1 protein-coding gene and 1 pseudogene are annotated in these 16,787 nt (G+C 36.9%); both read right to left on the bottom strand.

Translation table 11 applies throughout. The features are described from left to right. Positions 1 to 18 precede the first annotated feature (18 nt). A complete protein-coding gene (locus OGZ34_RS10490; protein ID WP_263362979.1) occupies positions 19 to 16,032 on the bottom strand; it encodes a non-ribosomal peptide synthase/polyketide synthase in 16,014 nt (5,337 codons plus the stop codon). A gap of 12 nt (positions 16,033 to 16,044) precedes the next feature. Further along, positions 16,045 to 16,593: pseudogene (locus tag OGZ34_RS10485) on the bottom strand (phosphopantetheine-binding protein); the annotation flags it as partial. Between the last annotated feature and the right edge of the window lie 194 nt (positions 16,594 to 16,787).

The raw sequence follows: 16,787 nt of genomic DNA, 5'->3' as shown, positions 1-16,787 counted from the left end.
TATATTTTAATAGTTTTATTATAGTTTAATACTTTCATTATACTCTTCTTCATCTTCATCAAAATCCAATTCAAAAAAATCAACAAGTGATGCTTGTTGTTCAATTGTAGTATATTCAAAGACTTCCCTGATAGATATTTCTATGGATAATCCTTTTCGGATCATCGATACCAATCGGGTAGCCAGTAGACTATGACCCCCCAACTCAAAAAAGTTATCATGAACTCCAACCTTCTCTACTCCCAACAAATTCTCCCAAATTTGAGCCAATTGGTGTTCTGTCTCTGTCCGTGGAGCCACATATTCTTTTGTAGACAAATCTGAACTATCAGGATCCGGTAAAGCTTTCCTATCCACCTTTCCATTTGACGTCAACGGCAGCTCTGCCAACTCAACCCAGATCATCGGAACCATATACTCCGGTAAACTTAATTTCAACTGTTCCTGCAAAGCGGCCCTGTCCAGCTTACCTTCAACAACAACATAACCAACCAAACGTTTGGTATCATTTGAATCCTCTTTAGCCAATACACAGCACTGGCTGATTCCACGTACCGATGACAATACATTCTCGATTTCACCAAGCTCTATTCGATAACCACGAATCTTAACCTGATTATCCTTTCTGCCAATAAACTCCAGATTACCATCAGGGAGCCAACGTGCTAAATCTCCAGTCTTATAAATTCTATCGCCTTCTGTAAAAGGACTTGATATAAACTTCTCTCGGGTTAACTCTTCCTGATTCAGATAACCGCGACCTACACCTACCCCACTAACCCATAACTCGCCAGTAACTCCCAGTGAACATAAATTATCAAATGAATCTACAACATACAATTTCATATTCGAAACTGGTTTACCTATAGGCACAACACCTCCCAAAGGTACCTCATGCATAACATGAAGACTAACATCATCTGATGCCTCGGCTGGCCCATAAGCATTTACTACTGCAACAGAAGGAAACATCGAAAACCAGGATTCTAACAATGAAATCGTAGCAGTTTCACCTGTAACCAGAAAATAACGCAGATCCTCCAAGCCTTTCCTGGATCCTGTCTCTAATAAACTCAATATATAAGAAGGAACTAACTGAAGATGGGTAACTCCATAAGAACATAAGGCATTCTGAAAATCATCAGTATTCAGTATCATCGACTCGCTATAGATTGCAATACGTCCTCCGCATAATAAACCGCTCAACAATTGCCATACGGAAATATCAAAGGTAAAAGGTGCCGTAAAGCCTACAACGCTCGTACTGTCCATATCCAAATCATCTATCATAACCAGAAGATGGTTCAGTAACCCCGAATGCTCAATCATTGCTCCTTTAGGAGATCCTGTACTTCCTGAAGTATAAATAACGTAACTTAAAGAATCAGGTAAATAAGTTAATCCTAATGATTCTGATGAACAATTAGAATACACAGCTGAAGTACCATCCAATACGATCATCATAATATCCGATAACATATCTCCCAATGCACCTGAATTCACTCTGTCCGTAAGCATCAAAGAACATCCTGTATCCTGAGCAATATAGCAAATACGAGATGCAGGATAATCCGGTTTAATCGGTACATAAGCACCGCCTGATTTTAAAATACCCAAGATACCTATAAGCATATCCACACTACGATCCAAACAAATACCTACCAAAGTATCACGCTCAACCCCCTGCTCTTTTAAATAATGACCCAATTGATTCGACTTTTCATCTAATTCCTTATAAGTTAACTCTGTTCCCTTATAAACTACCGCTATAGCAGCAGGGGTCTTCTTAACTTGCTCTTCGAACAAATCAACAACAGTCTGATCCAAAGGATAAGCAACTCTCGTATCATTGAATAAATGCAATAACTGGTACTCCTCCTCTTTTGTCAACATCCCAAGATCACTTATAGGCTGCCTAATGTCTCTTACAATACTAAGAAGTAATTCTTTATAATGAAGAAGCATACGATCAATGGTAGATCTCTCAAACAAAGCCGTACAATAACCGATTCCTATCGAAATATCCAAATCAGATTCGGATATACTAAACATCAAATCAAATTGGGAGGTCATATGTGAATGCTCATAACCTGCAATCGTAAGATCTTGTAACTTTGGCTTTTCTACTTTGGAGCTTTCGACCTCATTGTGAAAATCAAACATCACCTGAAACAATGGACTCATGCTCATATCACGGGTAGTGACCACACGGTCTACTACTTTCTCAAATGGAGCCAATTGATGATCATAACTACCAAGTGTAGTTTCTTTTACTCTTTTTAAAAGTTCCCTAAAGCCTGGATTACCACTCAGATCACTGCGAAGTGCCAGTGTATTGACAAAAAAGCCTATCATGCCCTCTAACTCTGATTGGGTACGATTCGCAATAGGCGTTCCAACACAAATATCATCCTGACCACTATAACGCGACAATAATACCTTAAAGGCTGACAACATCAACATAAATAATGTAACACCTTCTGCCTGACACAAAGCATTTAAAGATTCGCTGAGTTCTCTTTCTAATACAACGAAAGTAACTGATCCTGCTGTGCTTTGAATCGATGGACGAGCATAATCTGTGGGCAATGATAAAGTACCTACTCCCTCTAACTTCTCTTCCCAATACGATAACTGAGAGTCCAAAACAGCTCCTTCCAAATATTTACGCTGCCAGATCGCATAATCTGAATATTGCAAAGAAAGTTCAGGCAAAACAGCCGCTCTTCCCGATTGAAGCGCGCTGTAAAGCTCCATAAACTCATTTATCAAGATACCACCTGACCAGCCATCACTGGCAATATGGTGAAACACGCAGGCAAGAACATATTTTTGATCTCCTAAATCATACAAACATGCTCGTAAATTATAATCTGCTGACAAATCAAAAGGAATTCTTAGATAACCCTGAAGGATATTTTCAAATAATGATCTATCACTTATTTCAACCTGATCAAGGATCCACTCCTTTTCACTTATGACTTCCTGATACCCTATACCATCTTCTGATAACAGAATAGTACGCAAAACCTCATGACGAGATACAATACTTTGAAGCGTTTGTTCTAATATCGATGTGTCTAACGCTCCTTCCAGACGAAGTACAATAGGAATGTGATATTCACTACTACTTCCCTGCAACTGATCCAAAAACCACAATCGTTCCTGACTGAAAGATAATGGGATACGCTTTGGACGATCTTCCAAAACAATAGTAGGCAATAATACTCCTTTTGATTGAAGCGATACATGTGAACTTAACGTTGCGATCGTCGTATACTCAAAGACATCAGCAATTTCAACCTCTATAGACAATTCCTTTCGGATCATCGATACCAATCGGGTAGCCAGTAGACTATGACCTCCTAACTCAAAAAAGTTATCATGAACTCCAACCTTCTCTATTCCCAACAAATTCTCCCAGATTTGAACCAATTGGTGCTCTGTCTCTGTGCGTGGAGCAACATATTCTTTCGTGGACAAATCTAAACTATCAGGATCCGGCAAAGCTTTCTTATCCAGCTTTCCGTTTGAGGTAAGTGGCATCTCTTCCAACTCAACCCAGATCATAGGAACCATATACTCAGGCAAACTTAATTTCAACTGTTCCTGTAAAGCAACCCTGTCCAGCTTACCTTCAACAACAACATAACCAATCAGACGTTTACTGTTAACTGTATCTTCCTTAGCCAATACACAACAATGAATGATTCCTGACACTGATGAGAGAGCATTCTCTATTTCACCAAGCTCTATTCGATAACCACGAATCTTAACCTGATCATCTTTTCTGCCAATAAATTCCACAGTACCATCAGCAAGCCAACGAGCCAAATCTCCCGTCTTATAAATTATATCCCCCTCTTTAAATGGATTCTCTATAAATTTCTCTCTGGTTAATTCTTCCTGATTCAAATAACCTCGACCTACTCCTGATCCTCCAACACATAATTCTCCAACTACACCAATAGGTAAAAGCTCCAATTTTGAATCTAAGATATATAAACTTGTATTCGATAAAGGCTTACCTATTGGAATCGTTTCTGCATCATCAGATATCTCACAAATCTCATAACAGGTAGCGTATACTGTTGTTTCGGTAGGACCATAAACATGAAGTATCTTGTCTGGACCCAATGCTGATAAAATCTTTTTAACAGGAGAAACTGAAACTTTTTCTCCTCCAAATAACAACAATCTTAAACTAGATAATAAGGACAAATCATACTCTGCTAAAGAATTAAACAATGCTGTAGTAATAAAAACAACACTTAACTCATTTTTACTGATGACTTGAGATAAAACTCCTGCATCTGAAGCTGTAGATTTATCTATTAAATAAAGACAAGCACCATTTAAAAGACTTCCAAAAATCTCATATGTTGATCCGTCAAAAGCATAGTTAGACCATTGAAGTACCCGATCTAAGTTATTAACAGAAATCTTACTCAAGGGATCATTAATAAGGGTAATTATATTTTCGTCATTAATAGAAATTCCTTTAGGAACTCCTGTAGTCCCCGAAGTATACATAATATAAGCAACTGAATCATAACCCCTTTCTTTTTCAACTTTTGAAGATTCATAATTTAAAGATTCGTTTATATCTAAAAAGAAAATAAATTCTGATACAGATAAACTTGACAATAAAGATTCCTCCTCATAAAGGATAAAATTAATATTTGAATCCTCTAAAATATAGGATAATCTTTTTGAGGGTAATGAAGGATCTAAAGGAACATAAGTACATCCTGATTTCAGAACCCCTAAGATACTAATGATCATATCAAAACTTCTGTTAAACAAGATTCCTATTCGCGAATCTTCAACCATACCTACAGATTCGAAATAATGAGCCAATTGATTCGAACGCTCATCCAGTTCCTTATAAGTTATAACCTGATCCTCAAAAACTATAGCCGTAGCATCTGGGGTTCTTTTAACCTGATCTTCGAACAAGTCAACCAGTGTCTTATCTTTTGAATATGCAAATATTGTATCATTGAATAAATGTAATAATTGATGCTCTTCATTTACTCTTAACATTGGCAAAAGACTTATTGGCCTAGTGACATTATTTACAATACTAACTAATAATTCTTTGTAATGCAACAACATATGATCAATTGTAACTTTATCATACAAAGCTGTATAATACCCCATATTCAAAGTAATACCATTATTATTTTCAAATACATGCAATGTCAAATCATATTTAGAATTAGAAGTTTTAACCTCATAACCTGAGATAGTAATATCCTGTAATTCAAATTTTCCTCCTGCAGACATCTCAGGTGTATTTTGTAATATAAACATCACCTGAAACAATGGACTCATGCTCATATCACGGGTAGTAACCACACGGTCTACTACTTTCTCAAATGGAGCCAATTGATGATCATAACTACCAAGTGTAGTTTCTTTTACTCTTTTTAAAAGTTCTCTGAAATCTGGATTACCACTCAGATCACTGCGAAGTGCCAGTGTATTGACAAAAAAGCCTATCATGCCCTCTAACTCTGATTGGGTACGATTCGCAATAGGCGTTCCAACACAAATATCATCCTGACCACTATAACGCGACAACAATACCTTAAAAGCTGACAACATCAACATAAATAATGTAACACCTTCTGCCTGACACAAGGCATTTAAAGAATCACTAAGATTCTTATCAAGAGTTAAAGAAACATTCGATCCTGCTGTGCTTTGAATCGATGGACGAGCATAATCTGTGGGCAATGATAAAGTGCCTACTCCCTCTAACTTCTCTTCCCAATACGATAACTGAGAGTCCAAAACAGCTCCTTCCAAATATTTTCGCTGCCAGATCGCATAATCTGAATATTGCAAAGAAAGCTCAGGCAAAACAGCCGCTCTTCCCGATTGAAGCGCGCTGTAAAGCTCCATGAATTCATTTACCAAAATACTGCTTGACCAGCCGTCACTGGCAATATGATGAAATACACAAGCTAAGATATACTCTTGGTTTCCTAAATCATACAGACAAGCTCTTAATTTATAATCTTTTGATAAATCAAAAGGCGTCATCAGATAATTTTGTAACAGACTTTCAAATGATGAAGTATCTGTTATATCAACCTGATCCAATATCCAGTCCTTTGGACTTATTATCTCCTGATACCCTATACCATCTTCTGACAAAAGAATAGTACGCAAAACCTCATGACGAGATACAATACTTTGAAGCGTTTGTTCTAATATCGATGCGTCTAAGGCCCCTTCCAGATGAAGAACAGTAGGAATGTGATATTCACTACTACTTCCCTGCAACTGATCCAAAAACCACAATCGCTCCTGACTGAAAGACAAAGGAATCTGCTGCGGACGATTCTCTACAATAACTGCAGGTAGTAATATCCCAGCTGATTGAGATGATACATGTAAACTTAACGTTGCGATCGTCGTATATTCAAAGACTTCCCTGATAGATATTTCTATGGAAAGCTCTTTACGGATCATCGATACCAATCGGGTAGCTAGTAGACTATGACCTCCTAACTCAAAAAAGTTATCATGAACTCCAACCTTCTCTATTCCCAACAAATTCTCCCAGATTTGAACCAATTGGTTTTCTGTCTCTGTACGTGGAGCCACATATTCTTTTGTAGACAAATCTGAACTATCTGGATCCGGTAAAGCTTTTCTGTCCAGTTTTCCATTTGACGTCAACGGCAGCTCTGCCAACTCAACCCAGATCATCGGAACCATATACTCCGGTAAACTTAATTTCAACTGTTCCTGCAAAGCAGCCCTGTCCAGCTTACCTTCAACAACAACATAACCAACCAACCGTTTGTTATCATTTGAATCCTCTTTAGCCAATACGCAGCACTGGCTGATTCCATGTACCGATGACAATACATTCTCTATTTCACCAAGCTCTATTCGATAACCACGGATTTTAACCTGATTATCCTTTCTGCCAATAAATTCTACAGTACCATCAGCAAGCCAACGAGCCAAATCTCCCGTCTTATAAATTCTATCGCCCTCTTTAAATGGATTCTCTATAAACTTCTCTCGGGTTAATTCCTCCTGATTTAAATAACCACGTGCAACTCCTGCTCCACTTACACATAGCTCACCAACTACACCAATAGGTAATAAGCTCATTTGTGAATCTAAAATATAGATTCGAGTATTGTTTACAGGAGTTCCTATACTAACTTCAAAATTACAAACACACTTATCATAAAAAGATATAGTAGATGTTATTGTTGCTTCTGTTGGCCCGTATTTATTATAAAATTCATAATCCTTATTCCAGCTTAGTATTAAATCTTTATTACAAATTTCCCCTCCAACAATTACTCTTTTCAAGAATTTTAAATCTACTCTTGGAACTAAGGTGTTTAACATACTCGGAGTAGTATGGAAATGTGTTATTTTTTGGTCATCAAGAAAATTAAGAAAATTGTCTGTATCAAGTATTTTTTCTTTGCTTATTAAAACCAATTTACTACCGCTACATAACGCTATAAAAATTTGTTCAACAGAGGCATCAAATGCAAAGTTTGAAAACTGCAAAATAACATCACTCGAATCAACATTAAATGTCTTAGCCTGAGAAACAATGAAATTTACAATATTTTTATGTTCAATCATTACTCCTTTAGGTCTTCCTGTACTCCCTGAAGTATAGATAACATAGGCCAAATGATCTGATGATAATGCTCTGCTTAAATCTTGTCTCGAATATCCTGAAATTATATCCCAATGTTTATCCAGTAGCACAAAATTAATAGCTGTAAATTCTTTTAATATTTTATAGGTCTCTCTACTAGTTAATACCAGTCTCAATTCTGTATCATCAAACATATAAGCAATACGATCCGATGGATAATCAGGATCAACAGGCACATAAGCCCCCCCTGATTTTAAAATACCCAAGATACCTATAAGCATCTCCAGACTACGGTCCAGACAAATACCTACCAAAGTATCCGGCTCAACGCCCTGCTCAATTAAATAATGCCCCAGTTGATTCGACTTCTCATTTAACTCCTTATAACTTAATGCTTCTCCTCCGTAAACCACAGCTATGGCATCAGGAGTTTTCTTCACCTGTTCTTCGAACAAATCAATCAGTGTCTTGTTTTTTGGATAAGCAACTGTCGTATCATTGAAAACATCCAATAATTGGTATTCTTCATTTACTGTTAACATCGGAAGAATGCTTATTGGTCTGGTGATATCACTCACAATACTGACCAATAATTCCTTGTAATGTAACATCATGCGATCAATAGTAGTCTTGTCAAACAAAACGGTGCAATATCCTATATTTAAAGTAATACCGTTATTACCTTCCGAAACATTCAATATCAAATCAAATTTCGAATTGAAGGCCTCAAATTCATAACCAGAGAGCGTAATATCTTTTATTTTTTTTTCTGTTTCTACTGAGGATTCAGATGTGTTCTGCAATACAAACATCACCTGAAATAATGGACTCATGCTCATATCACGGGTAGTGACCACACGGTCTACTACTTTCTCAAATGGAGCCAATTGATGATCATAACTACCAAGTGTAGTTTCTTTTACTCTTTTTAAAAGTTCCCTAAAGTCTGGATTACCACTCAGATCACTGCGAAGTGCCAGTGTATTGACAAAAAAGCCTATCATGCCCTCTAACTCTGATTGGGTACGATTCGCAATAGGCGTTCCAACACAAATATCATCCTGACCACTATAACGCGACAATAATACCTTAAAGGCTGACAACATCAACATAAATAATGTAACACCTTCTGCCTGACACAAGGCATTTAAAGAATCACTAAGATTCTTATCAAGAGTTAAAGAAACATTCGATCCTGCTGTGCTTTGAATCGATGGACGAGCATAATCTGTGGGCAATGATAAAGTACCTACTCCCTCTAACTTCTCTTCCCAATACGATAACTGAGAGTCCAAAACAGCTCCTTCCAAGTATTTTCGCTGCCAGATCGCATAATCTGAATATTGCAAAGAAAGCTCAGGCAAAACAGCCGCTCTTCCCGATTGAAGTGCGCTGTAAAGCTCCATGAACTCATTTACCAAGATACCACCTGACCAGCCATCACTGGCAATATGATGCAGCACACAAGCCAATATATATTTTTGATCTCCTAAATCATACAAACAAGCTCGTAACTTATAATCTGCTGACAAATCAAATGGAATTCTGAGATAATCCTGAAGGATATTTTCAAATAATGATACATCTCTTATTTCAACCTGATCAAGGATCCACTCCTTTTCACTTATGACTTCCTGATACCCTATACCATCTTCTGATAACAGAATAGTACGCAAAACCTCATGACGAGATACAATACTTTGAAGCGTTTGTTCTAATATCGATGTATCTAACGCTCCTTCAAGTCGAAGTGCAATAGGAATATGATAAGCAACACTGCCTTCTAACTGATCCAAAAACCAAAGTCGCTCCTGACTGAAAGATAAAGGAATCCGTCCTGAGCGGTCTTCTATGACAACAGCAGGTAGTAACACTCTCTCTGATTGAACTGATACATGTGTAGCTAAAGCTGAGATAGTATTGTATTGAAATATTTCCCTGATAGATACCTCTATAGACAATTCCTTTCGGATCATCGATACCAATCGGGTAGCCAGTAAACTATGCCCCCCCAACTCAAAAAAGTTATCATGAACTCCAACCTTCTCTACTCCCAACAAATTCTCCCAAATTTGAGCCAATTGGTGTTCTGTATCTGTCACTGGAGCAACATATTCTTTTACATATAATTCTAAACCATCAGGATCCGGCAAAGCTTTCTTATCCAGCTTTCCGTTTGAGGTAAGTGGCATCTCTTCCAACTCAACCCAGATCATAGGAACCATATACTCAGGCAAACTTAATTTCAACTGTTCCTGTAAAGCAGCCCTGTCCAGCTTGCCTTCAACAACAACATAACCAATCAGACGTTTACTGTTAACTGTATCTTCCTTAGCCAATACACAACAATGAATGATTCCTGACACTGATGAGAGAGCATTCTCTATTTCACCAAGCTCTATTCGATAACCACGAATCTTAACCTGATCATCTTTTCTGCCTATAAATTCTATAGTACCATCAGCAAGCCAACGAGCCAAATCTCCCGTCTTATAAATTATATCTCCCTCTTTAAATGGATTCTCTATAAACTTCTCTCGGGTTAATTCTTCCTGATTCAAATAACCTCGACCTAATCCTGATCCTCCAACACATAATTCTCCAACTACTCCAATGGGTAAAAGCTCCAATTTTGAATCTAAGATATAGGCCTGACTATTTTTAATAGGTTTACCAATAGGAAGGTTCTTATAAGTAACTTCATCAATACTGTAAGTCGTAGAAAAAGTAGTGTTTTCTGTAGGTCCATAACCATTGACAATATGTAGCTCTGGATAATGTTCTTTTAATTTATTGGTATAAGCAAACAAAACCACGTCTCCTCCTACTAATAAATCAGTCAAATTTTCAAAAACACATATATCATCTTCAACTATTTGATGAAACCAAGAAGCCGTCATCCACATAGTGGTAACCCTATGTTTTATAATAAGGTCTCTCAGACTAACGATGTTTAATAATGAGCTAGTATCTGCTAATATTAATTGCCCTCCATTTAATAAAGTACCAAAAAATTCTAAGGTCGTAGCATCAAAAGAAATAGATCCTGTGGACAACCAGACTGTATCTGAATTTAATGAAATATAATCACAGCTTTTACACAAACTAACAATATTATTATGTGTGATCATCACTCCTTTTGGATTACCTGTAGTTCCTGAAGTGTACATAATATAAGCAACGGAAACTGGCTTTATTCTGTAGGATAATTTAGATGTTTCTAAAGCTAATGATTCTGCTATATCTAAGAAAAAAATAAATTCTGAAACAGATAAATTTGACAATAAGGATTCCTCCTTGTAAAGAAGGAAATTCACACCCGAATCCTCTAAAATATAGGATAATCTTTTTGAAGGTAATGAAGGATCTAAAGGAACATAAGTACATCCTGATTTCAGAACCCCCAAGATACTAATGATCATATCGAAACTTCTGTTAAACAAGATTCCTATTCGCGAATCTTCAACCATATCTACAGATTCGAAATAATGAACCAATTGATTCGAACGATCATCGAGTTCCTTATACGTCATAACCTGATCTTCGAAAACCAATGCTATAGCATCAGGAGTCTTCTTCACCTGTTCTTCAAACAAATCAACTATCGTTTTATCCTCAGGATAAATTAATTCAGTATCATTAAAAATATTTAATAACTGCTCCTCCTCCTCTGCACTCAACATCGACAAAGTGCCTACTGGCTGAGTAATATCTCCCAAAATAGAAATCAAAAGCTCTTTGTAATGTAAAAGCATACGATCAATCGTGGACTTATCAAACAAGTCTGCACAATACACAATATCTAATCCAATACCGCTATTAGTTTCAGAAATATTCAATGTCAGATCGAACTTTGAGTTGACTATATCAAACTCATAGTTTGAAATCTCAACATCCTGCAAAACTAGACCTTCAGATCCTTCAGATGTGTTCTGCAATACAAACATCACCTGAAACAATGGACTCATGCTCATATCACGGGTAGTGACCACACGGTCTACTACTTTCTCAAATGGAGCCAATTGATGATCATAACTACCAAGTGTAGTTTCTTTTACTCTTTTTAAAAGTTCCCTAAAGTCTGGATTACCACTCAGATCACTGCGAAGTGCCAGTGTATTGACAAAAAAGCCTATCATGCCCTCTAACTCTGATTGGGTACGATTCGCAATAGGCGTTCCAACACAAATATCATCCTGACCACTATAACGCGACAATAATACCTTAAAGGCTGACAACATCAACATAAATAATGTAACACCTTCTGCCTGACACAAGGCATTTAAAGAATCACTAAGATTCTTATCAAGGGTTAAAGAAACATTCGATCCTGCTGTGCTTTGAATCGATGGACGAGCATAATCTGTGGGCAATGATAAAGTACCTACTCCCTCTAACTTCTCTTCCCAATACGATAACTGAGAGTCCAAAACAGCTCCTTCCAAGTATTTTCGCTGCCAGATCGCATAATCTGAATATTGCAAAGAAAGCTCAGGTAAAACAGCCGCTCTTCCCGATTGAAGCGCGCTGTAAAGCTCCATGAACTCATTTACCAAGATACCCTCTGACCAGCCATCACTGGCAATATGATGCAGCACACAGGCCAATATATATTTTTGATCTCCTAAATCATACAAACAAGCTCGTAACTTATAATCTGCTGACAGATCAAAAGGAGCCATCAGATAATCCTGAAGGATATTTTCAAATAATGATCTATCATCTATTACAACCTGATCAAGGATCCACTCCTTTTCACTTATGACTTCCTGATACCCTATACCATCTTCTGATAACAGAATAGTACGCAAAACCTCATGACGTGATACAATACTTTGAAGCGTTTGTTCTAATATCGATGTATCTAACGCTCCTTCAAGTCGAAGTACAATAGGAATATGATAAGCAACACTGCCTTCTAACTGATCCAAAAACCACAATCGCTCCTGACTGAAAGACAAAGGAATCCGTCCTGAGCGGTCTTCTAAGACAACAGCAGGTAATAATACTCCTTCTGATTGAATTGATACATGTACTCCTAAAGTTGAAATAGTAGTATATTCAAAAACATCTGCTATTTCAATTTCAATAGACAATTCTTTACGGATCATCGATACCAATCGGGTAGCCAGTAAACTATGGCCTCCCAATTCAAAAAAGTTATCATGAACTCCAACCTTCTCTACTCCCAACAAATTCTCCCAGATTTGAGCCAATTGTTGTTCTGTCTCTGTCCGTGGAGCCACATATTCTTTCGTAGACAAATCTGAACTGTCAGGATCTGGCAAAGCTTTCCTATCCAGCTTTCCGTTTGAGGTAAGTGGCATCTCTTCCAACTCAACCCAGATCATAGGAATCATATACTCTGGTAAACTTAATTTCAACTGCTGTTGCAAATAAATCTTATCCAACTTGCCCTGCGAAACTACATAAGCGACCAAACGTTTGATTCCACCTTCATCTTCCCTGGCCAGTACACAACACTGACTAATTTCTGGTATAAAAGATAATACATTCTCAATTTCACCAAGCTCTATTCGATAACCACGGATTTTAACCTGATTATCCTTTCTGCCGATAAACTCCAGATTACCATCAGGGAGCCAACGTGCTAAATCTCCCGTCTTATAAATTCTATCGCCTTCTACAAAAGGACTTGATATAAACTTCTCTCGGGTTAACTCTTCCTGATTCAGATAACCTTGAGCTACTTGAACACCTCCAATGCATAATTCCCCTACTACTCCAATAGGAATAATATTTTGAGTTTCATCCATAATATAAATTTGAGTATTAGCTATCGGCTTACCTATATTTATACTTCCCATTGATCTGTAATTAGTAACCTCCAGAACGCTACAGCCAATTGTTGCCTCAGTTGGCCCATATTCGTTAAACAGTCTTACTGAAAGATCCAATTCTCCAAGATTTTTCAAATCTGATAGTATTAACTGTTCACCTCCTATAATAAACCTTTTCAAATTTACAATCTGTAGCCCTTCAAAAAAGGATAGATGTGCTGGCGTCAACTTGATTGAGTTTATTGAATCATTTAAAACTATATCCTTGAATACTCCACTAATATTATTACTGCTATAAATATGCAATTCTCCACCTGTTAACAATGTTAAATAAATACTAGTTTGCGTCAAATCAAAAGATAGCGAGCTGAACAATGGAAAATTATACGAACCTCCATTTACCCCATAGCAATCAATACTATGATATAAATAGTTAACCAGGTTACTATGGCTCACCATAACACCTTTTGGATTTCCTGTACTGCCTGATGTATAAATAACATAGGCTAAATCTGATACGCTAAGAATAATATCTGCAAAATCTGGTGTTATGAATTCTTTTGATAGTGTGTCAAATTCTATATCTATTGAAAAAATACTTATATCATAATCCATTACCTCGAATAAGCTATCTGAACCTATGATTAATAATTTCATATTAGAATCCCTTATAAGGAATGATTTTCGTGCATCTGGATAATCTTTATCTATAGGCAGATAACATGCTCCTGATTTTAGAATCCCTAATATCGAAATAATCGACCAGATTCCACGATCAATCATCAAACCTACTATATCATTAGTTTTCAAATGATAATTATGTTTTAGATAAAATGCCAAATTAGTCGACTTTTGATCTAATTCACTGTATGTTAATTGCTCTCCCTCAAAAACGACCGCTATAGCGTTTGGAGTACGACTTACTTGCTCTCTAAATAAGTCAACCACTGTCTTATCCAAAGGATAATCTATTATAGTGTCATTGAAAACATTCAGTAACTGATGTTTCTCCCCTATCGTAAGCATAGACAGACTGCCTATGGGCTGGTTAATATCATTTACAATACTTAGAAGTAGTTCCTTATAATGCTGAATAATTCTTTCAATACTTGATTTCTTAAAAAGAGTTGTACAGTACATCATATTCAATGAGATACCACCGCTTTCTTCAGAAATATTAAGCATTAGGTCAAATTGTGATGTGACCATATCAAATTCATATTCTGAAATTGTTATACCGTCGAGACCTTCCCTTGCACCCGATATACCTGAATTACTCTGTAATGCAAAGAATACCTGAAACAATGGCGTTATGCTCATGTCACGCGTAGTGACGACACGATCTACTACCTTCTCAAATGGGACCAGCTGATGATCATAACTACTAAGTGTAGTTTCTTTTACTCTTTTTAAAAGTTCCCTGAAATCTGGATTACCACTCAGATCACTGCGAAGCGCAAGTGTATTGACAAAAAAGCCTATCATGCCCTCTAGCTCTGATTGGGTACGATTCGCAATAGGCGTTCCGACGCAAATATCATCCTGACCGCTATAACGAGATAACAAAACCTTAAAAGCTGACAGCATCACCATAAAAAGTGTAACGCCTTCTCTTTGACATAAGATATTCAGCGATTTGCTAAGTTCTTTATCCAACACAAAAGAAATAACTGACCCTGCTGTACTCTGAACAGAATTGCGAGGATAATCTGTTGGTAACAATAAGGTATCAACTCCCTTAAGTTTCTCTTCCCAATACGACAGCTGCGATTCCAAAACAACTCCTTCCAGGTATTTTCGCTGCCAGATTGCATAATCCGAATATTGCAAAATGAGTTCTGGCAAAACAGCATTTCTTCCGGATTGAAGTGCGCTGTAAAGCTCCATAAACTCATTTACCAAGATACCCCCTGACCAGCCATCACTGGCAATGTGATGCAGTACACAGGCCAATATATATTTTTGATCTCCTAAATCATACAAACAAGCTCGTAACTTATAATCTTTTGATAAATCAAAAGGGATTATCAAGTAATTCTGAAGAATATTTTCAAATAATGATGCATCTATTATTTCAACCTGATCAAGGATCCAATCCTTTGCGCTTATTACCTCCTGATATCCGACGCCATCCTCTGATAGTAGAATCGTACGCAATATTTCATGACGAGATACGATACTTTCAAGAGTCTGTTCCAATATAGATCCATCTAATTCACCTTCCAAACGAAGCACTATTGGAATATGGTACTCTTTACTACCCTGTAATTGATCCAAAAACCATAAACGTTCCTGACTGAAAGACAAAGGAACACGAGTTGGACGATTATCTATATAGGGAGTAATTTTTTCGAGCAATTTTTTTTTGATATTTTTACTCTGATATTTTTCGAGTAAATCTGGTGCTACATTTTCACTCTGATATTTTTTTAAATATTCAATAATCTGTTCTTTATTATTTCTTATTTCCAAAAGTAATTCTGAATCAATTTCCCCATTTGACTTAATGCTTAACGATTCATTATTTAATACCAGCTTTATACCTTCTCTGTTTATTCTCTGAAAAAAACTTAAAAACTCCATATATTACTAAAATTACAATTCAATATTCATACTATACTCATCTATGGAATCATTAAAATTAATTATCTTATAATGTAAATAAGAAGATAATTCATCCACAGTACTAAATTTAAATATCTCTCTAATAGATATTTCTATGGACAACTCGTCGCGAATTATTGATACCAGACGGGTTACCAGTAAACTATGACCTCCCAGCTCAAAGAAATTATCATAAATACCTACTTTCTCTACTCCAAGCAAATTCTGCCAAATCTCTGTCAGTTGCTTTTCAGTATCAGTGCGCGGACCAACATATTCTTTTGTAGACAAATCTGAACTATCAGGATCTGGTAAAGCTTTTCTGTCCAGCTTTCCATTTGAGGTTAACGGTATCTCTTCCAGTTCAACCCAAATCATAGGGACCATATACTCAGGCAAACTTAATTTTAACTGTTGCTGCAAATCACCCTTATCCAGCTTGCCCTCCGAAATCACATAACCAACAAGACGTTTGTTACCCCCTGCATCTGCTTTGGCCAATACGCAACACTGGCTGATTCCGGGTATCGATGATAATACATTCTCAATCTCTCCCAATTCTATTCGGTAACCACGAATTTTAACCTGGTTATCTTTCCTGCCAATATACTCTATATTTCCATCAGCAAGCCAACGCCCTAAATCCCCTGATCGGTATAATCGGTCTGTTGCTACAAAAGGATTTTCTATAAACTTTTCTCTGGTTAATTCTTCCCTGTTTAGATAACCTCTGG

Source organism: Flavobacterium collinsii (genome assembly GCF_946903285.1).
Classification (GTDB): Bacteria; Bacteroidota; Bacteroidia; order Flavobacteriales; family Flavobacteriaceae; genus Flavobacterium; species Flavobacterium collinsii.
Note: the sequence above shows the minus strand (reverse complement) of the source record. Positions and strands in the feature narration are given on the sequence as shown.

Excerpts from the sequence above, each read along its gene's own strand:
- OGZ34_RS10490 (WP_263362979.1), bottom strand. The coding sequence starts at position 16,032 with ATGGAGTTTTTAAGTTTTTTTCAGAGAATAAACAGAGAAGGTATAAAG.